Origin of the sequence: Arthrobacter sp. NPDC093125 (assembly GCF_044754225.1) — a bacterium.
Taxonomy (GTDB): Bacteria; Actinomycetota; Actinomycetes; order Actinomycetales; family Micrococcaceae; genus Arthrobacter.
Map to the genome: position 1 here is coordinate 738,128 of NZ_JBIVOQ010000001.1, position 24,547 is coordinate 762,674.

A 24,547-nucleotide genomic window follows, 5' to 3' on the forward strand; every position below is an offset into this window, starting at 1 on the left:
TGTCCGTGTCGGTGGAAACCGGCACCATCCTGCATGGAATCGACCTCACCGTCAGGGACGGTGAGGTCGTTGCCCTGCTCGGGGCCAACGGTTCCGGCAAATCAACACTGGTCAAGGCCCTGACCGGAATCGTGCCCATCACGGCCGGCCGGGCCGAAGTGTTCGGGGCCGACGTCGCCGCGGCGCGCCGGTCGGTGCCCTGGTCACGGGTCGGCTACGTACCCCAGCGGATGGGGCCGAGCTCCGGAGTGCCGGCCACCGCCGTCGAAGTCGTCGCCTCCGGGCTGCTCGACGGCAAACGCCTCCGCCCCGGCCGCGGCGCCCGCCGGAAATCCCTCGAGGCCCTGGAGCAGGTGGGCCTGCTGGACCGCGCAAACGACAGCGTCCAGGTGTTCTCAGGTGGCCAGCAGCAGCGCGTCCTGATCGCCCGTGCGCTTGTCCGCGATCCCGACCTGATCATCCTGGATGAGCCCCTTGCTGGTATCGACCGGGCCTCCAAGGAGGCGCTGGCCCTCACGCTCGGGCAGATGCACGCGAAGGGAACCACCATACTCGTCGTCCTGCACGAGCTGGGCGAACTGCACGGCCTCATCGGCCGGGCCGTGGTGCTGCGCCATGGCCGCATCGTCTTCGACGGTCCGCCGCCCTCGGCGGCGCCGGGCCACGACCACCCGGACCATGACCACGTTCACGCCCACGGGGACACGCCCCCTCCCGGACACAAAGTCCCCGACCTCCGTTCGGAGTGGTGAAGTCCATGATCGACGCCTTGCTGTTAATGCTGTCCAGTCCGCTTATGCAGCGCGGCCTGATGGTTGCCGTCCTCGTGGGCATCTCAGCGCCTGTCATGGGGACCTACCTGGTGCAACGACGGTTGGCACTCCTCGGCGACGGCATCGGACACGTCGCCCTGACCGGCGTGGCCATGGGCTGGCTGGCGGGCAGCGCCGCCGGGCTCACGCCGCACGACCTGCTGGCCATACCAGGCGCCGTCGTCGCAGCGGTCATCGGTGCCGTGCTCATCGAGATCGTCAGGGAGAAGGGCCGGACCAGCGGGGACCTGGCCCTCGCGCTGCTCTTTTACGGCGGCATTGCCGGCGGCGTGCTGCTGATCGGCATGGCCGGGGGCACCGCCGCGAACCTCACCGGCTACCTGTTCGGCTCCATTTCCACCGTCACAACCCTGGACGTCTGGCTCACCGCGGGCCTGGCCCTCGTCATCCTGGGCATCGGGCTGGGACTGCGCCCGGCACTGTTCGCCCTGTGCCACGATGAGGACTTCGCCCGCTCCACCGGCCTCCCCACCCGCACCCTGAACATCATGGTGGCCGTGCTGGCTGCACTGACCGTCTCGGTCTCGATGCGCGTCGTCGGTGTCCTCCTCGTCTCAGCACTGATGATCGTGCCGGTGGCCATCGCACAGCTCAGCGCCCGCTCCTTCCGGGCGACGATGACGACGGCGATGGGCATAGGCGCCGCTGTCTGCGTCACCGGCCTGTCCATCACCTACTTCCAGGAGCTCTCTCCGGGCGCAACAATCGTGGTCCTTGCCATCGGGCTGTACGCCGCAGTGGCCATCCTGCGGCCGCTGCTGCATCGTCCGGCACACGCAAAGGATCCGCACCTCGACGCCGAAGACGATGTCCAGGTGAGCGCGAGGACCTGACGTGAATGGATGAGCCGAGACGCGGAATTACACCAGCGCCTCTGACATCCCGATAACCCAGCGGTATCGACAGCCTCCCCGGGACTTACGCCGGGGAGGCTTTTCGCTGCCCAGGAACATCACTCCTGCCCCTTTTCAGTTACCCGGCCCGCGCTGCCCTTAACATTCGCCGCAGTCGGACGGCTTCCCGACTTATTTGTTATTGATAATCATTTGCATCTACGCTTCGATGGAAACGATTGATCAAAGAAAGGCCTGGAAATGATGTGGCGGAAACTCAGTGCGGCGGGTGCGTCCGTGGCGGCGCTGCTGCTGTTGGCGGCGTGCGCCGGGGAGGGTGCAAACACCAGTACTGACCCTGACCGGCCGTTAAAGGTGGTGGGGCAGTTCGAACTTCACAGCCTGGACCCGTCCACCAGCGGCGGCTTTTTCACCCGGCTGCAGGTGGCGGAGACCCTTGTCGACGCCGATATCAACGGCGTTTTGCAGCCCGGCCTCGCTTCCCGCTGGGATGTGGACCCGGGAGGACTCTCCTGGCGCTTCAGCCTCCGCAAGGACGCCTCCTTCCACGACGGCACGCCCGTCACCGCTGCTGCCGTAGCCGCCGCCCTCCAGACCGCCAAGACCAAGGCCGGAACACCCTTGTCAGAAGTCCCCGTCAAGGCCATCGCCGCCGACGGCGGAGCAGTGCGCGTGGATTTGGCAAAACCGTTCGCTCCCCTGCCCGCGGTCCTGGCCCACACGAGCACCCAAATTCTGGCACCCAGTTCGTACGGCGCCGACCGCACCGTGACTTCAGTGGTGGGATCCGGGCCTTACCGGATCAAGCGGCTGGAACAGCCGGCCGACGTCGATCTCGTCGCCTTCGATCAGTGGCACGGAAAGAAGCCCGCGATTACTGAGGTGAGTTACCAGGCTGTGGGCCGCGCCGAGAGCCGGGCCCTGATGGCCGAGAGCGGCCAGGCCGACGTGACCTTCGGCATGGATCCGACCAGCCTGCAGCGTCTCAAGCAATCGGGAAAGCTGACCATCAAGGACGTCACCCTGCCCCGCACCATCCTGCTCAAGGTCAACGCCGGACACCACATCCTGAAGGACACGGGCGTCCGGCAGGCACTGAGCATGGCCCTGGACCGCGATTCGATGGCCACGGCCCTGCTGCGGGACCCGGAGATGGCGGCCACCCAGCTGTTCGCGCCGTCACTCCCGGAGTGGCACCAGGATTCAGTGGCGCCACTGAAGCACGACGAGGAAGCAGCCAGGGAGCTGCTGGCGAAGGCCGGCTGGCGGGCAGGCAGCGACGGCATGCTGGAACGGGACGGCAAGAAGTTCTCCGTCACCCTACGCACTTTCCCGGACCGCCCCGAACTGCCGATTCTGGCCACCGCCATCCAGGCAAAGCTGAAGGAGTTGGGGATTACGCTCAACGTCAAGGTGGGCAACTCCAGCGAAGTCCCGGCCGGCCACCAGGACGGCTCCCTTGAGCTCGGCCTGTACGCCCGCAACTACGCCCTCGTGCCCGATGCGCTGGTCACGCTCGCCGGCGACTTCGGCGCGGACGGCGCGGACCACGGAGCGATGGGCTGGCATGACCCGGCGCTGACGTCGACACTGAACACGATGGCCAGCGGCGCCGATCCCGAGGGTCTGAAGGAAGGACGGCGGCAGGTGGCCGAAATCCTGCAGCGCGACCTGCCCGTCATACCGGTCGCCTGGTACCGCCAGAGCGCAGTGGTCAGCAAGCGCGTCAGCGGACTGGAACTGGATCCCCTGGAACGCTCCTGGCGGCTCATAGAACTTACCTGGACGAAGTAGGAACCCATGCAGACTTCAATCCCAACAACTCTTCAGCGAACGTCCAGGCAGCGGCGTGCCGCCGGCCCGGTCGCCCTGGTGCTCCGCGAGCGCGCCGTCCAGGCCGCCGCAGTGGTGCTGCTCGTTTCGACTGCCTGCTTCGCCATCGTTCAAAGCCTGCCGGGCGACATCGGGTTCCGCATCGCCGCAGGCCGTTACGGCTATGACCAGGTCACCGCGGCCTCAGCCGACGCCGTGCGGCATGAGCTGGGACTGGACCGCCCTGCATGGCAGCAGCTCCTCGACTGGCTCGGGGACCTGCTCTCCCTCAATCTGGGAACCTCGCTGGTCACGGGTGCCAGCGTCCGCACAGAGCTGGGGCTCTACCTCTCCAGCAGCATCCAGCTCGCCGTCGCGGCGCTGATCGCCGGGCTGGCTGTCGGCGCCACGGTCGGAACCTTCGCCGCGGCCAGGCCGGGCGGACTGCTGGACCGGCTCACGACGCTCTGGGTTTCCGCAGCGCGGGCGCTGCCGCCGTTCCTCCTGGGCCTGGTGCTGATCCTGGTCTTCTCCGTGCAGCTCGGGGCCCTTCCCGCCGCCGGCCACGGTGCAACCGGCAACATCGTGCTCCCAGCCGCCACGCTCGCCGTCGGACTTTCGGGGCTTTTTGCCCGGGTGACCAGGGATGCCGTGGTGCAGGTCCGGCAGTCTGACTATGTCCGTTTTGCCGCCACCAAGGGGCTGGGTGAACGGCTGGTGTTCTTTCGGCACGTGCTGAGGAACAGCGGTGTGGCCCTGATTGTGTATGTCGGCGTGCAGCTGCTCATCCTCATCGAAGGTGTTGTCGTCGTCGAAAGCCTCTTCGCCTGGCCCGGCCTGGGCCACGCCCTGGTGCATGCCATCTTTTGGCGGGACATACCGGTGATCCAGGCGACGGCCCTGGCACTTGCCCTCCTCGTCGTCGTCCTGAACACCGTGGTCGACCTGGGCTCGCTCGCGCTTGACCCGCGTCCCCGCGTTCGGGAGGCAGTCCGATGACACTGCCGCTGACCCTGCCCCGCCCTGCGGAAGGCGTGAAAGGACAGCGGATCCGGCACGCTGCCGCTGCGCTGCTTTCCCTCCTGCTGCTGTTCGCCCTCCTTGGCCCGCTTGCCTGGCCGGACCACGCTGCGCAGGACCTGTCACGCTTCCTCGAAGCACCCAGCCTCGCCGAGCCGCTCGGCCGGGACCACCTCGGCCGGAGCGTCGTGGCCCGCCTGGCCCATGCGACGCAGCTGTCGCTGATGATGGCCGTGTTGTGCGTAGTGACCGCCCTGCTGGCCGGAACCCTCGCCGGCATTGCCGCTGCGTGGCGCGGCGGCTGGGTCGACACCCTGCTGCACGGCCTGTCGGAGGCATTCATCGCCCTGCCGGCCCTGCTGGTGGTCCTCATGTTCTCCGCTGTCGCGAATGGCGACCTGTGGACACTCTACGTCGGGCTGGCGCTGGCCCAGTGGGTGGAGTACTTCCGAGTGGTCCGCGCACGCAGCGGACTGGTGCTCGCCGGGCCGGCCGTCGAGGCCGCCGGACTGTTCAAGCTGGGCCCGGTCCACATCATGCGCCGCCACCTCTGGCCCGAACTGCGACCGCAGCTGACCACGATGGCCACCTTCGGCGTCGGAACGTCCATCCTCGCCCTGTCCACACTGGGATTCGTCGGAGTGGGAATCCAGCCGCCCACACCGGAACTGGGACTGATGATCACCGAAGCGTTCCCGTACTACCACGAGGCACCCTGGATGTCCCTGGCACCCGTCCTGATCCTCACCACCGTACTGGCGGGCCTCCTGGCCCTGCGTAGCAAGGAATCCAGCACATGAGCATGCGCCTCAGCCACCTCGCCGTCTCCGCCGGTGGCACCACCCTTGTCGACGTCGAAAATCTGCACTTCGAGCGCGGGCAGGCCGTCACGATCGTCGGCGAAAGCGGCTCCGGAAAATCGCTGCTGGCCCACGCGATCATGGGAACCTTGCCCGGCAGCCTCACGCTCCAAGGATCCCTCGCCGTAGACGGCACCACCTGCGACCTGGCCGAGCGGACCAACCGGCGGGCGCTCTGGGGGCGGGTCATGTCCCTGCTGCCCCAGGAACCGGTGCTGTCCCTTGACCCCACCATGCGGGTACAGGAACAGGTCGCCGAGGGCGCCCGCTCCTTCACATCGGACAAGGGGTCTGCACGCCAGTCGGCCCGGACCCTGCTGGGCTCGCTCGGGCTTGGCTACGCGACCCGCGCCTACCCGCACACACTGTCCGGCGGCATGGCCCAGCGCGTCGCGTTCGCCGCGTCCACTATCGGAAACGCCCAGGTACTCATCGCCGATGAACCTTCGAAGGGACTGGACGTGGCTGCGCGGGGGGAGCTGGCGGCGCTGCTGCAACGCCACCTCGACGGCGGTGGCATCCTCCTGACCATCACGCATGACCTGGACCTTGCCCGCGAGCTCGGCGGCACGGTTCTGGTGATGAAAGACGCCCACGTCATCGAGCAGGGCCCTGCCGGGGAGGTGCTCACAGAACCGGCGCACCCGTACACCCGCCAGCTGCTCGGCGCCGAGCCGGTCAACTGGAACTATTACTGGGCCCACAGCGGGTCAGCCGCCGAACCGTCAGGACAGCCGCTCATCTCGGGAGAGGGGCTCAGCAAGTCCTACGGCGGGCAGAGGCTCTTCTCTGACCTCTCCGTCACTGTCCGGCAGGGGGAAAGGATCGCGCTCCGCGGTCCCAGCGGCAGCGGCAAGACGACGCTCGGCAACATCCTGCTGCGCCTGCTGCCGCCGGACTCCGGCAGGGTGCGGCATGCGGACGTGCTCGACGGCGGGCGGCTGCAGAAGCTCTACCAGGACCCCACGGTGGCATTCGCTCCCCGCGCCGCCCTCAAGGACTCCTTCGGCGACGTGATGAGACGCCACCGGCTGGGCCGGGACCGCCTCGATGAACTGATGGCCTCGCTCCGCCTCGCCCCCGGGCTGCTCGAGCGGATGCCGGGGCAGGTGTCCGGCGGGGAGCTGCAACGGCTCGCCATCATTCGGGCCATGCTGCTCCGGCCCGCCCTTGTCTTCGCCGATGAGCCGACCTCGCGGCTGGACCTCATCACGCAGCAGGAAACGATGAGCTGCCTCATGGACCAGGTGGACAGCCAAGGCTGCGCTCTGATGCTGGTGACGCACGACCAGAGCCTCGCCGATGCGGTTGCCCACCGCCGCATCCAGCTCGGAACGAAGCAACCTCCGCACATGGGGGACATGCGGAGGTTGCCGGTTTCAACGCTACTGACCCGTTAGTAAATCACTCAACTGGATTACTTGAGTCCCGCTTGGACCCGGCGTCGCATCCCGCCTGCAAAAGCCAGGGCGAGTAGAGACAGACCTGTCTGTCTCTACTTTGCCCTGGCTTTTTCCGGGGAAACTTGCTAGCGAATGTTGGGAAGGTCCCTGTAGCTGTTCCTGCACAGGAGCCTGCCGTCGATGTCACGGATTATGTGGTCCACGCGGTCCCGCACCGCCGTGCGCCGTCCCGCATCCAGCGCCTCAGACTGGCTTGTGCTCACCACAAGCGACGGACCGCACCCTTCCCGCCGCGTCTTCCACAGCAAGTCTTCGTAGTACGTCTCGACATTGCTACCAGCCACAATGGATCCTTCCCCAAGAATCAGCCGCCGCGTCTCTGCTGCACGGCCGCCTGTGACCAGTCTCACTCGGGAGCATCAAGACCGGGGCAGGGCAGGCTCAAGATCTGCTCAAGAATCCCTGCACCACCAAGGTGTTGGAGCGTCTACTTCACACGGAGCTCACGTTGACGGGGAGGGCGCCCACCTGATGGACGACGTCTCGGCCGGCCTGCCGGAGCAGTTCCGCAGCGGCGGCGGGATCCTTGGACGTATCGTGCGCACTGAGGTCCTGGAGGGCAACGACGCCTTCCAGGCCCAGCTCCCGTGCCGCCGGTCCGTCCAGGGTCGAACATCCCACGACTGCCCACACGGGAGTTCCTTCCGCCCGCGCGCAGACAGCGGAAATGAGCTTGCCGTCCGCCGTTTGAGCGTCAAGGCGTCCTTCGCCGGTGATGAGCAGATCGGCTTCCCACACTTGCTCATCGAATCCGAGGAGATCCAGGAAGTAGTCCGCTCCGGACACGAGAGACCCGCCCAGGAGGAGGAGCCCGAATCCGATTCCTCCGGCGCTGCCGGCGCCGGGACGGTCTGCCAGTGTTTCTGGATCGAGGACCGGGATGCCCCTGCAGGCTTCGACCAATGCTGAGAGCCCGGCGTCGAGCTGCGCCACCGTGGCGGCATCGGCTCCCTTCTGGGGGCCGAAGACGTGGGCTGCGCCGTCAGGTCCGCGCAGCTGGTTGGTCACGTCGCTGGCACCGATTATTTCGATCCCGGTGAGATCGACGACGTTGCTGAGGTCGACGTCCACGATCCTCTCCAGTTCCCCGCCGCTGGGTTCCACCAGACCGCCGTCGGCATCCCTGAACTGCACGCCGAGGGCGGCAAGCATTCCGGCGCCGCCGTCGGTGCTGGCACTGCCGCCGAGGGCCACCACGAGACGCTTCGGTTTCAACAGCGCCGCTGCGAGCATGGCCTCCCCGAGGCCGCGGCTGGAGGCATCCAGCGGCCGAAGGGGACCGCGGAGAGTGGCGAGCCCGCAGGTCCCGGCAACCTCCACCACGGCAGTTGTCCCGTCGAAGGCGATGCCGGCAGGGCGGGCGAGGCCGTCAGCGTCCTGCACATGGACGGACAGGGAGCGAAAACCTGCAGACACTGCGGCTTCCACACTGCCGTCACCGCCGTCTGCAAGCGGCAGCATTGTTACCTGGGTCCTCGCGCCCGGCCCCGCGGAGTCAATCCCTGCGCGGATGGCACCGGCAACTTCCGCGGCCGTGAGGCAGCCCTTGAATTTGTCCGGAGCGATAAGGATGCGCACAGCGGCTGAAGCGTCCTGCCGGGCGTTTGAAGCCGCCGCACCGGACCCCCGGACCGCTGACCCATCCGCGGGATCGAGATTCTGTTCAAACATGCCATCTCCTCATTGAGAACGGTCCGGGCCGCGGACCATCAGTGGTTCGAACAACAATTACAGTCCGAAAATCCAATTTTGTCTAGCAAGTTTACATGGCTTGCAGGTATTCAGAGTGTTCTCCTGCGCTTAGAATCGAGGGAAACAAGGAGGATGCGGTGACACAACTGATGACTGTTTCCCTCGTGGAGGCCATCGCGGCAGACATCAGGTCGCGCATCCTGCGGGGCGGTTACCCCGCTGACGCCTCCTTCAAGGAAGTGGAAGTGGCCGCGGAATATGAGGTGGCACGCCCCACCGCCAAGGCCGCCATTGAAAAACTCGTCTCCGAATCGCTTCTGGTACGCCGGTCCAACAAGACGGCGCGGATAGTCACCCTCACCCCGGAGGACGTCCGGGACATCTACAAGACCAGGGCGCTTCTCGAGAAGGCAGCGCTCCTGCAGCTGGCCGAAGCCCGGTCCATACCGGCCGGCGCCCGGGTAGCGCAGGAGGAACTGGAGCGGATCACCGGCGGATCGGACCTTGACGTCGTCGACCCTGACATGCGCTTCCACCAGGCACTGGTGGACAGCCTGGAGAGCCCGAGAACCAGCCGGATGTACGACTCCCTCATCTCGCAGGTCAAACTCTGCATGGCCCAGGTTCAGGGCCTGCACCTTGTCCGGCCGGACCGCATCGTCAAGGAACACCGGCACCTCCTTGACCTGATTAAGGCCGGCGACGGCGCGGCTGCAGCGGGGTTTCTGGACGAGCATCTGGCCAGACCCCGCGAACGGCTCGTTGCAGCCATCAGCGGCGAGGCCGACCCCAATTCACCATCGAACGCCTGACCCTATTCACTGCCCTCCTGCTTGGCAGCCTCTGCGTGGTGTGAAGTGTCCTTGTGGCGGGCTTCCTGGAGATGGTGCTCCAGTTTCTCTTCCGCGTCGCGGCGGCGTTGGCCGACAGTGCGCATTTGCTGGGTAGACGGCGCCGTATGGGCATGTTGGTGCGGACCATGATCCGGCGGGTTCTCGTCTTTTTTCTCGCTCATAGTGGAATCGTCCCACTGGATATCGATGCCGGGAACCCCGCCCTAGGCACGCTTTAGGACCTTCACACGTGAACGGCCGTGGATATAAGGTGAGCTTCTACCAGGCCTGAAGCTCGTGGGTGATGCCGAAGGGAACGGTGTCGCTGAGCGCCACGCTGAACCTGTCCACTGCATGCCTGGTCACCAGAATGCCGCGGCTCCGCTCATGCATTGCCCGTTCGCGGGCCACTGACACTGCTGCCTCCAGCTGGTGTTCCATGGAGGTGCGGTCCGTGACGGTGACGGTCAGGGGCAGGTCGTGCTGGGCGGTCATGTTGCTTCTCCCGGGATTGCTACGGCCGTCCAGGACATTCCTGCCCGGACGCCTCGCTCCCACGAGGGAGCATGCTAAAAGGTTCAACTATCTCTGAACCACTACGTTGCACCACAGGTATTTGTCGTGCAACTTTACGAACGGTCATAAAGTGCAGGCAGCAGTCAGGGCCAGGGCATGCGCCCCGGCCCTGACTTGCCGCTCGAAAACAAGCGTGACTACCGGCGGGTCTCGTCGATCCCGTCGGTTTCGATGCGCTCCTTGCGGACTTCCTCATCGACGGTGACCTGATCGGTCACGGTGTCCTTATCAAGGCGGACCCGCTCCACCGGAACGGTTTCCTTCTCGACGACGGGCCGTTCCTCGTGGAGGATGACCTCGTGTTCCTCGTCGCTGATGTCCGGCCCGGACATGGCGTCAGCCCGGTTGGCGTCCGTGATCGGTTCCCGTTCGATGCGGACTTCTTCGCGCTGCACCGGAACGGTCTGGGTCACGTTCTCGGTGGTGACGTACTTGCGCAGCCGCGCCCGTCCGGTGGCCTCCCTTTCCGTACCCACGTGGAGGCGCTCCTCCGAGCGGGTCATGGCGTCGTCCGTTGTGGGGCCTGAGGTGTCGTGCCCCACGGTTCCGCGTGCATCGCCCGTTGCGCGGTCATCCGCGGCAGCAAACCCGCCGGCAGTGCCGGTTCCGGCGTAGTCCGTGTCCCGGCCGGCCGTCGTGTCGGCGTAGGTCTGGGTGCCGCCGCCGATGCCGTAGTGGTCGTAAAGGCGGTCTTCCTCAGTCGGCTCCAGGTGTCCATCGGTGTCCACACGGGGCGCGTCCTTGACCTGGTCCTTGGTGTAAGGGACAACAATGTCGTCCCCTTCCAAGCGGGCTCCCTGCAGCGGGATGAAAGACTCGGAAGTACCGAAGAGGCCGGTCTTGACGGTGACCCACGTAGGCTGACCGTCAGCGTCATCCGCGTACACCTGTCCGACCGAACCGATCTTGTCCCCGTCTGCGGAAAGAACGTTGCCGTTGCGCTGAAGCAGATCGTCGATGTGTTCCTTGGTGAGCATGGTGTCTCCTTGGATCTCTGATGCGTTTCGGTCGCAATGCCTCCCTGCCGGACATTGCACTCCCCCACCATAAGCATGCTTACCATCCGGTTGACAAGCATGCTTAGTAATCTTCTTTCGACGGCAGCATCCCTTGCGCTGCAAATAGCAAGTGTGCTTACTATCAGTTGGTAACCGTGCTTACTGTTCCCCCAGCACTGCTGGTTCTTGATCGCCAGCCGACCTTCTGCGAAAGAGAGCAACGATGACAGAGAACCAATGGCCACAAGCCGCAGAGCCGGCCTCCACGCTTCCGTACCAGGGATCGGGAGCATCAGCTTCCCCTTCAGCCCCGGCATACACGTCGAGCCCGGACGGCTTTTCAGCCAGCCAGGATGGCTCCTCGTCCAAGAAGGAAGCAGCCAAGGAAGAAGCTTCCAACATCGCTGGTGAGGCGAAGGGTGCAGCCCAGAGCGTGGCAGGCACCGCCAAGGCCGAGGCCGCGAATGTGGCGTCCGAGGTCAAGACGAACACCAAGGACCTGCTCAGCCAGGCCAAGTCCGGCCTGACGGACCAGGCAGGGGCCCAGCAGCAGAAGGCCGCCGAGGGCATCCGCGCTATTTCCTCGCAGCTGCGCGACATGGCCGACGCGCCGGAGCAGCAGGGCGTTGCCTCCGACCTCATCCGCCAGGCCGCCGAACGCTCCGACTCCGTCGCGTCCTGGCTTGGCAACCGGGATCCGGGCTCACTGCTGAACGAGGTCAAGTCCTTCGCCCGCCAGCGCCCCGGCACCTTCCTGCTCATCGCAGCCGGTGCAGGCTTGCTGGCCGGACGCCTCGGCCGCAGCCTCCAGGCCGGCGCCCCGGTATCGGACGGCCAGGCGACTGGCCACGCAGCCTCGGCACCGGCGTCGCAGCCAGCTTTTTCCGCGCCATCGGCCCCTACTCCGATCCATCAGGAGACGATGATTCTGGGCGGCGGCGCCGACCGCTACTTCGATGAACCCACGGTGCACGGTACAGGTGCTCCTGCCTCCACGCAGTCCCTGCCCGCAGCCGGTACGCCCCTGCGGGAGGACGACGATCCCTTCGCCCGCGTGGAAGGTCGTCCCCTGTGAGCAGCCAGGTTCCGGAATCACCTCCCACCGCCGCGCACGCGAAGGCGGACTCAAATTCCCTGGGTGACCTGCTCGGTGATGTCACCCGGGACCTGTCCACCCTGATGCGCCAGGAACTGGAGCTCGCCAAGGCCGAAGCGAAACAGTCCGCCACCCGCGCCGGGAAAGGCGGCGGCATGTTCGCCGGCGCCGGCGTGGCCGGGCACTTCGTGCTCCTGTTCCTCTCCATCGCCCTCTGGTACGCCCTGGGCGAGCTGATGGGCCTGGGCTGGTCCGCCGTCGTCGTCGCCCTGATCTGGGGCATCATCGCCGCGGTCCTCGCCTCCATCGGCAAGAAGGAACTCAAGAAGATCAAGGGCATGCCCCAGACCGTCGAAACCGTCCAGGAAATCCCACCCACCCTCAAACCCAACGGAGGCCACTAAATGAGCAACGAGAACCCGGACGCCATCCGCGCCGACATCGAAGCCACCCGCGCCCGGCTGGGCACCAACGTGGACGCCGTCGCGGACAAAGTCACCCCCTCAAACATCGTCCACCGCCAGACCGGCAAGGCCAAGGACAAGGTCAGGAACGCCGTGACCGGAATGAAGGAGAAAGTCATGGGAGCAGCCGACCACGCCACCCACAGCACCTCCGGCAGCCTCCATTCCGCCACCGGCAACGCAGGATCGGCCCTGCACGACGCCCGAACCAACGTCACCTCCACCCTCCAGGACGCCGGCTCCAACGTCAGCTCCACGGTCAGCTCCACCGTCCAGAACGTCGGATCCGCCGTCGCTGACGCCCCGCACAAAGCCGCCGCGAAAACCCAGGGCAACCCCCTGGCCGCGGGCCTGATCGCCTTCGGCGCCGGACTGCTCGTCTCCTCCCTGATCCCGCCAAGCCAGAAGGAACGCGAAGCAGCCGAAGCCCTCAAGAGCGCCGCGGAACCGGTCACCAGCCAGCTCACCGAAGCAGCCAAGGACATGGGCCAGGACCTGAAAGACCAAGCCCAGGAAGCCATGGAAAACGTCAAGGCCACCGCCACCGACGCCGCAGCCCACGTCAAAGACGAAGGCCAAACCGCCGTCACCGACGTCAAAACCAGCGCCACCGACGCCAAGGACCACGTCCAAAACACGTGAGCCCCTGGAACACGACGGCGGCCGCCTCACCGGCTTGGCGAGGCGGCCGCTTTGTCATCACTCCCTGTAAGTGGAAGTACCGAGAAGAGGAAGTACCGCTATGAAAAAGTTGCTCCTGGCACTGGCCCCGACCATCCTTAGCCGCATTCTCCGCGCACGCAGGGAAAAGCAGGCCCGCTCCACACAGGTTTGCGGCCGGGACCGGCGCTGATGCGTACCGGCTAACCCTGGTGCTGCGGCTGGCGGCTGACTGCGAGGGTGGACATGCTAGAAGTGCGCACCGTCGGCCTTGACGGCCAGCACCGGGCGGTCGGCCTGCATGAGGATCCGCTGGGCGTGGCTGCCCAGGATGAACTTGCCCACCTGCGACCTGTGCCGCAGGCCGATCACGATCAGGGAGGCGTTAGCCTCCCGGGCAACGTCGAGGAATTCGTCGGCGAGGTCATGCTGGTATGGCGGCTGGATGACCGACGCCGTGACGCCGGCATCAGCGGCACGGCGCGCGGCGCGCTCCAGCACATCGTCCGGCGCAACAGCCTTGTCCACGAGGGCACCTTCGCGGGCCGAGTTGACGATCACGAGGTCCTGTTTCCGGAGCTGCGCTTCGGCGATGCCGGCGGTCAGGGCCGCCTCGCCCGCGGGTGTGGGGACGAATCCGACGATGATGCTCATACCTTCTCCTTAATCTGAACTGTCTCGGGCTCCTGAGCGGCAGCCGTCTTGCGCTTGGCCAGCATGGTCTTGATCGCCGGCATCAGTGCCACCAGGACGAACACGAGGAGCAACGTCGCCGAGATCGGGCGGCCGAAAAAGCCCGTGGGATCGCCGCCGAATACGAGCAGTGAACGCCGCAGGGAGCTTTCAAGCAGTTCGCCGAGCACGAAGGCCAGGACCAGCGGTCCGGGCTCGAAGCCAAACTTTTTCATCAGGTAGCCGATGACGCCGAAGACCACCACGAGGGTGACGTCGAACATGCTGTTGTTGATCGTGTAGGCCCCCAGCAGCGTGATCAGGGCCGTGATCGGGGCGAGGATTGCTGCCCGGACACGGAGGATCTTCACGAACAGCCCTACGAGGGGCAGGCTCATGATCAGCAGCAGGATGTTCCCGATGTACATCGAGTTCACCACGCCCCAGAAGAGGTCGGGGTTCTCATCCACCAGCTGCGGGCCGGGGGTGACGCCCTGGATCAGCAGCGCGCCGAACATCAGCGCCATGGTGGCGTTGGCGGGAATGCCGAGGGTCAGCAGCGGAATGAAGGATGAGGTGGCGGCGGCGTTGTTCGCCGTCTCCGGTCCGGCCACACCCTCCGGCGCTCCCTTGCCGAAGCGTTCCGGCTCCTTGGCCCGCTTCTTCTCCATGGCGTACGAGGCCATCGAGGCGATGGTGGCACCGCCGCCCGGCAGGATGCCGAGGAAGAATCCCAAAATAGAGCCGCGGCCGATCGAGCCGGAGGCCTGCTTCAGGTCGCCGCGGGAGGGCCACACGTTGGTCACCTTGGACGGTGCCTTGGCAGCGCGGTGCCGCTCCTCGAGGTTGTAGAGAATTTCGCCGAGGCCGAAGACGCCCATGGCGATCGGTACGAAGTCGATGCCGTCGGCCAGCTCCAGGCTGCCGAAGGTGTAGCGGGTCTCGCCGGTGAAGACATCGCGCCCGACCGTGGCGAGCAGCAGCCCCAGCGCGGCGGCGATGAGGGCCTTCGTCTTCGAGCCGCTGCTGATGGTGGCGACAAGCAGAATGCCGAGCAGGGCGAGCGCGGAGTATTCCGCGGGTCCGAAGTCGAGTGCGAAGCCGGCCACCAGCGGGGCCAGGAAGGTCAGGCCGATGATGGCCGCGGTGCCGCCCACAAACGAACCGATGGATGCCAGGCCGAGCGCAGTGCCGGCTTTGCCTTTCCTCGCCAGCTGGTAGCCGTCAAAGACGGTGACCACGGAGGAGGCCTCGCCGGGCAGGCGGAGCAACACGGAGGTGATGGTGCCGCCGTACTGGGCGCCGTAGAAGATGCCGGCCAGCATGATGATGGCGGTGACGGGCTCCACGTTGTAAGTCAGGGGGAGAAGGATGGCGATGGTTGCGGCCGGGCCCAGCCCTGGCAGCACACCGATCAGCATGCCGATAACGACGCCGACCAGGCAGTACAGAAGATTGGTGGGCTCCAGGACAACCGCAAATCCGTTGAGCACGGGATTCAGAAAATCCACGGGGGTCTCCTAGAAGAGATGGGGGATGGAGGTGTTGAGCGCCAGGACAAAGAGCCCGTAAAACGCTCCGACGACGGCGGCACTCACCACGAGCGTGGAGCGCCAGGTTTCGCTGCCCAGGAACCGCATCCAGACGATGCAGAGTGCCAGTGCCGGCAGTTCGAAGCCGATCATGGGCATCAGTGCCACCATGAGGGCTAGGGTCACCAGGCCCGTGAGCGGCGCCATGGACATACGCGTGAACTTCTCGGCGTCGCGGTTGTGCCGGCCCATGACCAGCTGGAAAAGACCCAGGGCCACCATCACGCAGCTGATCAGGAAGGGCCAGAGCCCGGGCTGGGGCGCCGCCGGGGTTCCCAGTCCCATCACCACGGACAGGACAAGGGCAGCGATGCCGAGGCCGAGGACCACCAGGGAGGAGCCGGCGTTGGCGAGGGGACCTGCCGACGGCGGCTTTTCCTCTTCCCACTGCGCCGCCAGCTGTTCGGGAGTGAAGTCATCCAGGTCCGCCTCTGGAATGGGGGCGCCGGGAAGCGGGGCGTCCCCGCCGGAGCGGGCAGCGGCGCGGCTGCCCTCTCCGGCGGGCACTCCGGGTGTTGCCTTCACTGGAGTCACTTCGTTCCGCTGAGGCTGATGTCGTACTTCTCCACCAGGGCCTTGTACTTCGCGGCGTAGTCCTTCCACTGGGTGACAACTTCCTCGCCGGAGATTTCCTTCGGGGTCAGCAGGTTCTGCTCATTGAACTGCTTGTAAGCGTCGGACTTGAAGGTCTCCTGCAGCGCTGCGGTGAGCTTGTCCTTGACCTCCTGGGGCGTTCCCTTGGGTGCAGCCACCGCCCGATACTGTGCCACCGGAACGTCGTAGCCGGACTCCTTCGCCGTGGGGGTGTCCGGCAGGAAGGTGTTGCGCTCCTCGGCGAACACCAGGAGCGGGGAAACCTTGCCGGCCTTGATCTGCGGCATTGCTTCGCCGAGCTGGATGGTGGCCAGTTCCACCTGGTTGCCGAGGACGGCGGTCAGAGCGGGCTTGCCGCTGTCGAAGGGAACATCGGTGCCCTTGACGTTGGCCTGCTTGAACAGCACGGTCTGGGCGAGCTGGCTTCCCGTGCCCACGCCGGTGGTGCCGAAGGTGATGTTGCGGCCGGCGCCGGTGACATCCTTGATCGTCTTGAAGCCCGACTTCTCACTGGCAACCAGGACGTAGTCGTCCTGGGACAGGCCGGCGATGACGTCGAAGTCGTCGATGTTCACGGCCTCGTCCGGAGTCACGGCCAGCGGAGTGATGGTGATCAGGGAGGCGTTGAGCAGGACGAGGTTCTGGCCGTCTGCCGGCTTGCCGGCGACTTCCTTGGAGGCGAGGGCGCCGTTGGCGCCGGGCTTGTTCACCACGGGCATCGGGGCGCCGAGGGTCTTGGCGGCGCCTTCGGAAACGGCGCGTGCAATCAGGTCGGTGCTGCCGCCGGGAGCCTGCCCTACCGTGAGGTTCACGGGGCCGCTGGGGTACTTCGATGAATCGGAGCTGCCACCGGCAACATTGCCGCAGGCAGTCAGGGCCAGAAGGGCCACGGCGGAAGCCGTTCCGATGATGGAACGGCGGGATGGGAAGCGCGTCATTGAAACTCCTCGTTTGCACTGCGGGGCGGGGGCCCTGTAAGTAGTTGTGAACCGGGTCACTGCCCGGTCCGCCTTGTCGAGTGTAGGGAGCCGTTATGATGCATGTCTAAGCCCAAATATGCATCAGGTAATACCCGGAAGGCATCATGTTCACTTTCGACCAGCTGGCAGGCTTCATCGCTGTGGCTGAGGAACTCCATTTCGGCCGGGCAGCGGAGCGGCTCAACATGACGCAGCCGCCCCTGAGCCGCCAGATCCAAAAGCTTGAAAAGACGGTGGGCGCGGAACTGCTGGAGCGGGACAACCGGAAAGTCGAGCTGACACCGGCGGGCCGGGCGTTCCTGGACGAAGCCCGGCGGCTGATTGCCCTTGCGGAACGGGCACCTGCTACGGCCCGGCGGATTGCCTCGGGACGCTCCGGGCATCTGCGGATCGGCTTCACCGCCGCCAGCGGGTTCAGCATCCTCGGGCCCCTGCTTGAAGAGATCGCGGACATCCTCCCGGACGTGGACATCGACCTGCAGGAACTCGTGACTGGCGAGCAGATCATGGGCCTGCAGACCGGCGAACTGGACCTCGGCCTCGCCCGGCCGCCGTTCGACAAGGAGACCTTCGATTCCCATCTGCTGTACCGGGAGGCCATGGTGCTGGCCGTCCCGTCCGGGCATCCCCTGGCGGATCTGGACCGGGACATTATCGACGAAGACCTCGAGAACGAATCCCTCATCATGCACTCGCCGACCCAGGCCCAGTACTTCTATGACCTCGTGATCCGCATGATCCCCATCCAGCACGCGAACGTGGTCCACACGGTCAGCCAGATCCTCACCATGGTTTCCCTCGTGGCCGCCAAGCGCGGCGTTGCCTTTGTCCCGCACTCTGCGACTCTGCTGGGCGTCCGGGGCGTGGAGTTCCTGCCACTGAAAAGCAGCGTGGGCGATCCGGTGGAACTGCATGCGATCTGGAACCGCAGCAGCCGTAACCCAGCGCTGTCCCGCCTGCTGCGGTCCCTCGAGTTCCGCGAGAACTGACTCTGCGGGAGTGCGAGCAGTAATGCCAGAGGGGTATCAATGCATACAAAAATGAACTTAGACAGGCATCACCTGCCTGCCTAGTGTGGAAGGGAAGAACTTATCCGCCGCACCGACGCGGCGCCGACATGGAGGACCCACCGTGGCCAAATACTCACCCCAGGAACTTGCCAACACGCTCAAGGACGGGCTGCTCTCCTTCCCCGTAACCTCCTTCGATGCCGAGCTGCAGTTTGACGAGGAAAACTACCGCAAGCACCTCGCGTGGCAGGCCAGCTTCCCGGTCGCCGGCCTTTTCGCGGCAGGCGGCACCGGTGAGGGCTTCTCCCTGACTCCGGCCGAATCGGCACGCGTGGTGCGGGCCGCCGTCGACGAGGTGGGCGGCATTGTCCCGGTCCTGGCGTCTGCAGGCGGCTCGACCGCCCAAGCCATCGAAAACGCGAACGCTGCCGAAGCCGCAGGCGCCGAGGGCATCCTGCTGCTGCCGCCGTACCTGACGGAAGCCGACCAGGGCGGCCTGATCGACCACGTCAGCGCCGTCTGCAGTGCCACCTCACTCGGCGTCATCATCTACAACCGCGCCAACGCCATTTACAGGGACACCACGGTGGCCGCCCTGGCGGACCGGCACGAGAACCTGATCGGCTTCAAGGACGGCGTGGGCGACCTCGAGCACGATGCCCGCGTGTACGCCAAGCTCGGCGACCGCCTGTTCTACCTGGGCGGCCTCCCCACCGCAGAGACCTTCGCGCTCCCGCTGCTGCAGTTGGGGATGAGCACCTACTCCAGCGCGATGTACAACTTCGTTCCGCAGTTCGCGCTCGACTTCTACCAGGATGTCCGCAACAACGACCGCGTTGCCGTGAACCAGAAGCTCAACGACTTCGTCATCCCCTACCTGGACATCCGCGACCGCGTAAAGGGCTACGCCGTGTCCATCGTCAAGGGCGGCCTCGACGCCATCGGCCGCTCCGCCGGCGGCGTCCGTCCACCGCTGCAGAACATGGCGCCGCAGGACCTGGCCGACCTCAAAGCACTCATCGCCAAGGTCTCCTAGCGACTGTGTCCTAGCCGACCGTCTCCTAACTGCCGGCCAACTGGCCAGCTGCCACCTTTACCCAGGAGGAACAAACTGTGACCCTCACCGGACACTCCCTGATCGCCGGACAAACCGTCGCTGGCGAAGGCAAGACCGCCTTCGCCTTCAACCCGGCCACGAACGAACAGCTCGAGCCGGCCTACACCCTGCTGACCGAGGCGCAGCTCCAGGCCGCCACCTCGGCCGCCGCCGAGGCCTTCGAATCCTTCAGCACCCTTGACCCTGAAACCCACGCCGCGTTCCTGGACGCCATCGCGGACAACATCGAAGCCATCGGCGACGAACTCATCATCCGCGCCGGACAGGAGACGGGTCTGCCCGCCGCCCGGCTCCAGGGTGAACGCGCCCGCACCACCGGCCAGCTGCGCTTGTTTGCGAACGTTGTCCGCCAGGGCGACTTCCGCGGCGTGCGCATCGACCCAGCGATCCCGGACCGGGCACCCCTGCCCCGCGCCGACATCCGCCAGCGCCAGATCCCGCTGGGTCCTGTCGCTGTCTTCGGCGCCAGCAACTTCCCGCTGGCCTTCTCAACGGCGGGCGGGGACACCGCCTCTGCCCTCGCCGCCGGCTGCCCCGTGGTCTTCAAGGCGCACAACGCCCACCCCGGCACCAGCGAACTCGTGGGCCAGGCCATCGCCAAGGCGGTTGCCGACCTCGGCCTGCACCCGGGCATCTTCTCCCTGATCTACGGCCCGGGCAGCAGCATCGGCCAGGCCCTCGTGGCGGACCCCGCCATCAAGGCCGTGGGCTTCACCGGATCCCAGAGCGCCGGCATCGCCCTCATGCGCGCCGCCGCCGCCCGCCCGGAGCCCATCCCCGTGTACGCGGAGATGTCCTCGCTCAACCCGGTATTCGTGTTCCCCGGCGCGCTCAAGGGTGACGTTGACGCCCTGGCCCAGCAGTACGTCACCGCCGTGACCGGCAGCTCCGGCCAGCTCTGCACCTCCCCCGGCCTGCTGTTCGCCCCCGCCGGTGAGGCAGGCGACAAGCTCGCTGCCGCCGTCGGACGCGCTGTTGCCGCCTGCGCCGGCCAGACCATGCTGACCGCCGGCATTGCCGGCTCCTGGAACTCCGGCACCGAGGCGCTCGGCGCGGCCGAGAACGTGACGGTCGTCGGGACCGGAACCCCCGGCCCCACCGAGAACGCCCCGGCACCGGCCATCTACGGCACGGAAATCCGCGACTTCATCAGCAACCAGGTGCTGCACGCGGAAATTTTTGGTGCTGCGTCCCTGGTCATCCGCTACTCCTCCGCCGAGGAACTGGTGGAGGCCACCAACCGGATCGAGGGGCAGCTTACCGCTTCCCTGCAGCTCACCGAGGAGGACTACCCGACGGCGGCGCGCCTGATCCCGGCGTTGGAACAGAAGGTGGGGCGCATCATCGTGAACGGCTGGCCCACCGGCGTCGAAGTTGGGCACGCCATGGTCCACGGCGGCCCGTTCCCGGCAACGTCCGATCCCCGCACCACCTCCGTGGGTACGCTGGCCATCAACCGCTTCCTGCGGCCGGTCGCCTACCAGAACCTGCCCCAGGAACTGCTGCCCGCACCGCTTCAGGACGCGAACCCCTGGCAGCTGAACCGCCGGATCGACGGCGAAGTTGTTCCTGTTGCAGAGAAAGAAGAGGTCAGCGCATGACCGGCCAGCCTGTCATTTCACGCGTGGAAGTAGTCCCGGTTGCGGGCTACGACAGCATGCTGATGAACCTCAGCGGCGCCCACGGGCCGTTCTTCACCCGGAACGTGGTCATCGTGACTGACTCCGACGGCCGGACCGGCCTCGGCGAGGTCCCGGGCGGTGAGAAGATCCGCACCACCATCGAGGAGGCCGGCGGCCTGATCGCCGGCAAGCCGGTGGCCCGCTACCGCTCCCTGCTGCGCGAAATCGCCGCGGAGTTCGCGGACCGCGACGCCGGCGGCCGTGGCCTGCAGACCTTCGACCTGCGCACCACCGTCCACGCCGTCACCGCCGTCGAATCGGCCCTGCTGGACCTGCACGGCCAGTTCCTTGGCGTCCCGGTGGCCGAACTGCTGGGGGACGGCCAGCAGCGCACGTCCGTGCCCATGCTCGGATACCTGTTCTTCGTCGGTGACCACCAGCGGACGGATCTTCCGTACCTCGTGGAGGACGCGCCGTCGGACCGCTGGGAAGAGCTGCGCCGCCAGGAGGCAATGACTCCGGAAGCCGTCGTCGCGCTGGCTGAAGCGGCGCAGGAGCGCTACGGCTTCAGCGACTTCAAGCTCAAGGGCGGCGTGCTGTCCGGCGACGACGAGGTGGACGTGGTAACGGCACTGGCCAACCGCTTCCCCGATGCACGGGTGACGCTGGATCCGAACGGCGGCTGGCTGCTGGAGGAGGCCATCCGGCTGGGCAAGCGGATGCAGGGCGTCGTGGCCTACGCCGAGGACCCCTGCGGCGCCGAAGGCCGCTTCTCCGGGCGCGAGGTCATGGCCGAGTTCCGCCGTGCAACAGGCCTGAAGACGGCCACCAACATGATCGCCACGGACTGGCGCGAAATGGCGCACGCCATCCGCAGCAACGCCGTGGACATCCCGCTTGCGGACCCGCACTTCTGGACCATGCACGGCTCGGTCCGAGTGGCCCAGCTGTGCAAGGAGTTCGGCCTGACCTGGGGCTCGCACTCCAACAACCACTTTGACATTTCGCTGGCCATGTTCACGCACACCGGCGCGGCCGCCCCCGGCGAAATCACTGCGCTGGACACGCACTGGATCTGGCAGGACGGGCAGGGCCTCACTAAGAAACCGCTGCAGATCAAGGGCGGCGCCATCGAGGTTCCGGCCGCGTCCGGACTGGGCATCGAGCTGGACCGCGAGGCCCTGGACGAGGCGCACCAGCTGTACCTGCAGCACGGGCTGGATGCGCGCGACGACAGCATCGGCATGCAGTACTACATCGACGGCTGGTCCTTCGATCCGAAGCGACCCTGCCTCGTCAGGTAGGTCCTTTCCTGCAGCGCCAAGAAACTTCCGCACGGCCGTCCCTCCCCGCAACATGAGACGGCCGTGCGGAACCACCAGTGAAAACAAAAACCATACAGATAAATAGAAGGGCAGAGTGTGGGCGGCGTCGTCTCCGGAATACTCATCGTTTCTGCAGTCATCGCCGTCGGATACCTCGCTGCCAGGCTTCGCATTCTGGGCCCGGAGGTCCAGAATGCGCTGACCCGCACTGCCTTCTACATCACCAACCCTGCCCTGCTTTACACCGTGGTGGCCGGCTCCGACATCCGGGCCGCCCTCGGAACTGATGCCCCGCTGGCGCTGCTGTCCGCAGCGATCGTGGGGCTTCTTTATTGCCTGCTGGTTTCCTGTTCTTCCGCCGCCCGGTGGCGGAGACGGCGGTTGGCGCCATGGCCAGCAGCTACGCCAACGCCAACAACATCGGCATCCCGGTTTCCCTCTACGCCGTGGGAACCGCACAGCACGTGGCGCCTGTGCTGCTGGTGCAGATCCTGGTTCTTGCTCCCTTTTACCTGACAGTGCTGGGTCTTTCCGGTGGTGCCGGAATTTCGTGGAAAAGGATCCTGGTCCAGCCGTTCGCCAATCCGATGATCATTGCCTCAGGGCTCGGCGCCATTGTGGCGCTGACACGCTGGCAGGAGCCGGAGCTGCTGCAGAAGCCCATCGACATGCTTGCCGGCGGTGCCGTGCCCATGGTGCTGCTTGCCTTCGGCCTGTCGCTGGCGGGCCGGGCACCGCTGCAGAAAGACGACGGGCGCACCGAGACCCTCGTGGCGACCTTCCTCAAGATTGCCGGCATGCCGCTCATCGTCTGGGCGTTGGGCCGGTTTGTGTTCGGCCTCGAGGGGCAGCACCTTCTCGCGAGCGTCATCATGGCAGCCCTCCCCACAGCCCAGAACGTCTTCCTGTTCGCTTCCCCGTACGGCCGGGGCATGAGCGTGGCCCGGGACGTGATCCTCTGCACCACGCTGCTCAGCGCCGGGGCGTTACTGGCCGTGGCCTGGGCGGTCGGCTGATCCGCTGCCACTCGTCCGCCTTAGCCGGCAAATTCCTCCTTCCCCAGAGCAGGGACACAGGGCCACGATAGGCCCATCGGGCGGTTGCGGCGCTAACGCTCCGTGGCCGCCAAATGATTATTGTTGAACAATCTCTTGCGCGGATTGTTCAACAGTCTGTAGAGTGGCCGGAGACACCCGTTGTGACTCCAGTCACCCAGAGCCCTTGGACGGACCCAATGGAAACCACGGAAACCCATCTCACAATCAAGGCAAAAACCGGCAGGCGCTCCGCCCTGCTCGGCGCCATGTTCCTCATGGCCACCAGCGCCATCGGCCCCGGATTCATCACCCAGACGGCCGCCTTCACAGTCCAGCTCGGGGCAGCGTTCGCGTTCGCCATCCTCGTCTCGATCCTCGTGGACATCGCAGTGCAGACCAACGTGTGGCGGGTCATCGGCGTCTCCGGCATGCGCGCACAGGAACTGGGCAACCACGTCCTCCCCGGCGTCGGCTGGTTCCTCGCCGGCCTGGTGTTCCTCGGCGGCCTGGTCTTCAACGTCGGCAACATCGCCGGCACGGGCCTTGGCACCAACGCGATGATGGGCCTGGACCCCAAGATTGGCGGCGCCATCTCCGCCGTCATCGCCATCCTCATCTTCCTCAGCAAGAAGGCCGGGCTGGCCCTGGACAAGATCGTGGTGCTCCTCGGTGCCGTCATGATCCTGATGACCCTGTACGTGGCCATCGTCTCGGCACCGCCGCTTGGTGAGGCGCTGAAGAACACAGTCCTGCCGGAGGAAGTCGACTTCCTGGTCATCACCACCCTGATCGGCGGCACCATCGGCGGCTACATCACCTACGCCGGCGCCCACCGCATGCTGGATTCCGGCGCCACAGGGGTGCGCCACGTCAAGGAAATCACCCACAGCTCCATCCTCGGCATCATGGTCACCTGCCTCATGCGCATCCTGCTCTTCCTCGCCATCCTCGGCGTCGTGGCAGGCGGCGTGACCCTCGCCCAGAACAACCTTGCGGCCTCCGCCTTTGAAGCAGCTGCCGGCGAGATCGGCCTGCGCATGTTCGGCGTCATCCTGTGGGCGGCCTCCATCACCTCCGTGATCGGCGCGGCCTTCACCTCGGTTTCCTTCGTTACCAAGTCCACTACCCCCGAGCGCAAGCGCAACCTGATCACGGTGGCCTTCATCGCCGTCTGCGCCGTGGCCTACCTCCTGATCGGCCAGGCACCCCAGCAGCTGCTGATCTTCGCCGGCGCGTTCAACGGCCTCATCCTCCCCGTGGGCTTCGCTGTCCTGCTCTGGGTCGCATGGCGCCGCCGCGATCTGATGCACGGCTACGAATACCCCAAGAGTCTGCTGATCATCGGCGCCCTGGCCTGGCTGCTCACCCTTTTCCTGGGATGGAACTCCCTCACCGGCCTCGCCAAACTCTGGGTCTAGCCGGCAACGGCTAAACGAA

The 24,547-nt window shown here is 66.1% G+C and carries 25 protein-coding genes; 16 read left to right on the forward strand and 9 right to left on the reverse strand.

Annotated features, from left to right (window positions below; translation table 11 throughout):
• Nucleotides 1–5: 5 nt before the first annotated feature.
• From ACIP9X_RS03445 to ACIP9X_RS03470, 6 genes are all read left to right on the forward strand, one after another.
• Complete coding sequence (locus ACIP9X_RS03445; protein ID WP_400478310.1) at nt 6–752, forward strand: metal ABC transporter ATP-binding protein; 747 nt, start codon at nt 6–8, stop codon at nt 750–752.
• 5 nt (nt 753–757) lie between these two features.
• Complete coding sequence (locus ACIP9X_RS03450; protein WP_400478311.1) at nt 758–1,666, forward strand: metal ABC transporter permease; 909 nt, start codon at nt 758–760, stop codon at nt 1,664–1,666.
• Nucleotides 1,667–1,927: 261 nt separating this feature from the next.
• Nucleotides 1,928–3,481, forward strand: a complete 1,554-nt coding sequence (locus tag ACIP9X_RS03455; RefSeq protein WP_400478312.1) for an ABC transporter substrate-binding protein — start codon at nt 1,928–1,930, stop codon at nt 3,479–3,481.
• Nucleotides 3,482–3,487: 6 nt separating this feature from the next.
• Nucleotides 3,488–4,498: an ABC transporter permease gene (locus ACIP9X_RS03460; protein ID WP_400478313.1), complete on the forward strand. Its 1,011-nt coding sequence runs from the start codon at nt 3,488–3,490 to the stop codon at nt 4,496–4,498.
• Nucleotides 4,495–5,319 (forward strand): ABC transporter permease, encoded by an 825-nt coding sequence (locus ACIP9X_RS03465; protein ID WP_400478314.1) that lies wholly within the window; start codon nt 4,495–4,497, stop codon nt 5,317–5,319. Before ACIP9X_RS03460 ends, ACIP9X_RS03465 begins: the two co-directional genes overlap by 4 nt.
• Nucleotides 5,316–6,779, forward strand: coding sequence for an ABC transporter ATP-binding protein (locus ACIP9X_RS03470; protein ID WP_400478315.1), 1,464 nt, complete (start codon nt 5,316–5,318; stop codon nt 6,777–6,779). The genes ACIP9X_RS03465 and ACIP9X_RS03470 overlap by 4 nt, the downstream gene beginning before the upstream one ends.
• Nucleotides 6,780–6,907: 128 nt before the next feature.
• On the opposite strand, the gene ACIP9X_RS03475 is transcribed toward ACIP9X_RS03470, so the two are convergent.
• Together ACIP9X_RS03475 and ACIP9X_RS03480 are read right to left on the reverse strand one after the other, a co-directional pair.
• Nucleotides 6,908–7,126 carry a DUF2188 domain-containing protein gene (locus tag ACIP9X_RS03475; RefSeq protein WP_400478316.1) on the reverse strand — a complete coding sequence of 73 codons (219 nt, stop codon included), beginning with the start codon at nt 7,124–7,126 and terminating at the stop codon, nt 6,908–6,910.
• Nucleotides 7,127–7,274: 148 nt separating this feature from the next.
• Nucleotides 7,275–8,513 (reverse strand): glycerate kinase, encoded by a 1,239-nt coding sequence (locus tag ACIP9X_RS03480; protein WP_400478317.1) that lies wholly within the window; start codon nt 8,511–8,513, stop codon nt 7,275–7,277.
• Nucleotides 8,514–8,671: 158 nt separating this feature from the next.
• Between ACIP9X_RS03480 and ACIP9X_RS03485 the strand changes: the two genes are divergently transcribed.
• On the forward strand, nt 8,672–9,346 hold the full coding sequence (locus ACIP9X_RS03485) for a GntR family transcriptional regulator (RefSeq protein WP_400478318.1): 675 nt from the start codon (nt 8,672–8,674) through the stop codon (nt 9,344–9,346).
• Nucleotides 9,347–9,348: 2 nt separating this feature from the next.
• Here ACIP9X_RS03485 and ACIP9X_RS03490 read toward each other — a convergent pair whose 3' ends face one another.
• From ACIP9X_RS03490 to ACIP9X_RS03500, 3 genes are all read right to left on the reverse strand, one after another.
• Nucleotides 9,349–9,549, reverse strand: coding sequence for a hypothetical protein (locus ACIP9X_RS03490; RefSeq protein WP_400478319.1), 201 nt, complete (start codon nt 9,547–9,549; stop codon nt 9,349–9,351).
• Nucleotides 9,550–9,646: 97 nt separating this feature from the next.
• On the reverse strand, nt 9,647–9,862 hold the full coding sequence (locus ACIP9X_RS03495; protein WP_400478320.1) for a hypothetical protein: 216 nt from the start codon (nt 9,860–9,862) through the stop codon (nt 9,647–9,649).
• A 218-nt stretch (nt 9,863–10,080) separates the two neighbouring features.
• Entirely contained in the window at nt 10,081–10,920 is an 840-nt protein-coding gene (locus ACIP9X_RS03500) for a PRC and DUF2382 domain-containing protein (protein ID WP_400478321.1), read from the reverse strand.
• 244 nt (nt 10,921–11,164) lie between these two features.
• Between ACIP9X_RS03500 and ACIP9X_RS03505 the strand changes: the two genes are divergently transcribed.
• The 3 genes from ACIP9X_RS03505 to ACIP9X_RS03515 are packed head-to-tail and all read left to right on the forward strand — an operon-like array spanning nt 11,165 to nt 13,143.
• Complete coding sequence (locus tag ACIP9X_RS03505) at nt 11,165–12,016, forward strand: hypothetical protein (protein WP_400478322.1); 852 nt, start codon at nt 11,165–11,167, stop codon at nt 12,014–12,016.
• Nucleotides 12,013–12,441, forward strand: a complete 429-nt coding sequence (locus tag ACIP9X_RS03510) for a phage holin family protein (protein ID WP_400478323.1) — start codon at nt 12,013–12,015, stop codon at nt 12,439–12,441. Before ACIP9X_RS03505 ends, ACIP9X_RS03510 begins: the two co-directional genes overlap by 4 nt.
• Nucleotides 12,442–13,143 (forward strand): DUF3618 domain-containing protein, encoded by a 702-nt coding sequence (locus ACIP9X_RS03515; RefSeq protein ID WP_400478324.1) that lies wholly within the window; start codon nt 12,442–12,444, stop codon nt 13,141–13,143.
• Nucleotides 13,144–13,410: 267 nt separating this feature from the next.
• Here ACIP9X_RS03515 and ACIP9X_RS03520 read toward each other — a convergent pair whose 3' ends face one another.
• From ACIP9X_RS03520 to ACIP9X_RS03535, 4 genes are read right to left on the reverse strand one after another with little or no spacing between them, the layout of a single operon-like run.
• On the reverse strand, nt 13,411–13,815 hold the full coding sequence (locus ACIP9X_RS03520) for a universal stress protein (RefSeq protein WP_400478325.1): 405 nt from the start codon (nt 13,813–13,815) through the stop codon (nt 13,411–13,413).
• Entirely contained in the window at nt 13,812–15,344 is a 1,533-nt protein-coding gene (locus ACIP9X_RS03525; protein ID WP_400478326.1) for a tripartite tricarboxylate transporter permease, read from the reverse strand. Before ACIP9X_RS03525 ends, ACIP9X_RS03520 begins: the two co-directional genes overlap by 4 nt.
• Before the next feature lie 9 nt (nt 15,345–15,353).
• Entirely contained in the window at nt 15,354–15,950 is a 597-nt protein-coding gene (locus tag ACIP9X_RS03530; RefSeq protein ID WP_400478327.1) for a tripartite tricarboxylate transporter TctB family protein, read from the reverse strand.
• Nucleotides 15,951–15,955: 5 nt separating this feature from the next.
• Nucleotides 15,956–16,957 (reverse strand): Bug family tripartite tricarboxylate transporter substrate binding protein, encoded by a 1,002-nt coding sequence (locus tag ACIP9X_RS03535; protein WP_400478328.1) that lies wholly within the window; start codon nt 16,955–16,957, stop codon nt 15,956–15,958.
• A gap of 146 nt (nt 16,958–17,103) precedes the next feature.
• On the opposite strand from ACIP9X_RS03535, the gene ACIP9X_RS03540 reads away from it, so the two are divergent.
• The 6 genes from ACIP9X_RS03540 to ACIP9X_RS03565 all read left to right on the forward strand — a co-directional run bounded on the left by ACIP9X_RS03540 (nt 17,104) and on the right by ACIP9X_RS03565 (nt 24,528).
• Entirely contained in the window at nt 17,104–17,988 is an 885-nt protein-coding gene (locus ACIP9X_RS03540) for a LysR family transcriptional regulator (RefSeq protein ID WP_400478329.1), read from the forward strand.
• 142 nt (nt 17,989–18,130) lie between these two features.
• Nucleotides 18,131–19,045, forward strand: a complete 915-nt coding sequence (gene kdgD / locus ACIP9X_RS03545; protein WP_400478330.1) for a 5-dehydro-4-deoxyglucarate dehydratase — start codon at nt 18,131–18,133, stop codon at nt 19,043–19,045.
• 77 nt (nt 19,046–19,122) lie between these two features.
• Nucleotides 19,123–20,727, forward strand: coding sequence for an aldehyde dehydrogenase (NADP(+)) (locus ACIP9X_RS03550; RefSeq protein ID WP_400478331.1), 1,605 nt, complete (start codon nt 19,123–19,125; stop codon nt 20,725–20,727).
• Complete coding sequence (locus ACIP9X_RS03555) at nt 20,724–22,052, forward strand: enolase C-terminal domain-like protein (protein WP_400478332.1); 1,329 nt, start codon at nt 20,724–20,726, stop codon at nt 22,050–22,052. Before ACIP9X_RS03550 ends, ACIP9X_RS03555 begins: the two co-directional genes overlap by 4 nt.
• Before the next feature lie 353 nt (nt 22,053–22,405).
• A complete protein-coding gene (locus ACIP9X_RS03560) occupies nt 22,406–23,089 on the forward strand; it encodes an AEC family transporter (RefSeq protein ID WP_400478333.1) in 684 nt (227 codons plus the stop codon).
• 218 nt (nt 23,090–23,307) lie between these two features.
• A complete protein-coding gene (locus ACIP9X_RS03565; protein WP_400478334.1) occupies nt 23,308–24,528 on the forward strand; it encodes an NRAMP family divalent metal transporter in 1,221 nt (406 codons plus the stop codon).
• Nucleotides 24,529–24,547: the final 19 nt, after the last annotated feature.

What these genes read in the sequence shown, in the direction of transcription:
- ACIP9X_RS03455 (WP_400478312.1), top strand. Translation starts at nt 1,928, where the DNA reads ATGATGTGGCGGAAACTCAGTGCGGCGGGTGCGTCCGTGGCGGCGCTG.
- ACIP9X_RS03490 (WP_400478319.1), bottom strand. Translation starts at nt 9,549, where the DNA reads ATGAGCGAGAAAAAAGACGAGAACCCGCCGGATCATGGTCCGCACCAA.
- ACIP9X_RS03505 (WP_400478322.1), top strand. Translation starts at nt 11,165, where the DNA reads ATGACAGAGAACCAATGGCCACAAGCCGCAGAGCCGGCCTCCACGCTT.
- ACIP9X_RS03540 (WP_400478329.1), top strand. Translation starts at nt 17,104, where the DNA reads ATGTTCACTTTCGACCAGCTGGCAGGCTTCATCGCTGTGGCTGAGGAA.
- ACIP9X_RS03555 (WP_400478332.1), top strand. Translation starts at nt 20,724, where the DNA reads ATGACCGGCCAGCCTGTCATTTCACGCGTGGAAGTAGTCCCGGTTGCG.
- ACIP9X_RS03470 (WP_400478315.1), top strand. Translation starts at nt 5,316, where the DNA reads ATGAGCATGCGCCTCAGCCACCTCGCCGTCTCCGCCGGTGGCACCACC.
- ACIP9X_RS03500 (WP_400478321.1), bottom strand. Translation starts at nt 10,920, where the DNA reads ATGCTCACCAAGGAACACATCGACGATCTGCTTCAGCGCAACGGCAAC.
- ACIP9X_RS03450 (WP_400478311.1), top strand. Translation starts at nt 758, where the DNA reads ATGATCGACGCCTTGCTGTTAATGCTGTCCAGTCCGCTTATGCAGCGC.
- ACIP9X_RS03515 (WP_400478324.1), top strand. Translation starts at nt 12,442, where the DNA reads ATGAGCAACGAGAACCCGGACGCCATCCGCGCCGACATCGAAGCCACC.
- ACIP9X_RS03520 (WP_400478325.1), bottom strand. Translation starts at nt 13,815, where the DNA reads ATGAGCATCATCGTCGGATTCGTCCCCACACCCGCGGGCGAGGCGGCC.
- ACIP9X_RS03535 (WP_400478328.1), bottom strand. Translation starts at nt 16,957, where the DNA reads ATGACGCGCTTCCCATCCCGCCGTTCCATCATCGGAACGGCTTCCGCC.
- ACIP9X_RS03460 (WP_400478313.1), top strand. Translation starts at nt 3,488, where the DNA reads ATGCAGACTTCAATCCCAACAACTCTTCAGCGAACGTCCAGGCAGCGG.
- ACIP9X_RS03480 (WP_400478317.1), bottom strand. Translation starts at nt 8,513, where the DNA reads ATGTTTGAACAGAATCTCGATCCCGCGGATGGGTCAGCGGTCCGGGGG.
- ACIP9X_RS03565 (WP_400478334.1), top strand. Translation starts at nt 23,308, where the DNA reads ATGGAAACCACGGAAACCCATCTCACAATCAAGGCAAAAACCGGCAGG.
- ACIP9X_RS03495 (WP_400478320.1), bottom strand. Translation starts at nt 9,862, where the DNA reads ATGACCGCCCAGCACGACCTGCCCCTGACCGTCACCGTCACGGACCGC.
- ACIP9X_RS03465 (WP_400478314.1), top strand. Translation starts at nt 4,495, where the DNA reads ATGACACTGCCGCTGACCCTGCCCCGCCCTGCGGAAGGCGTGAAAGGA.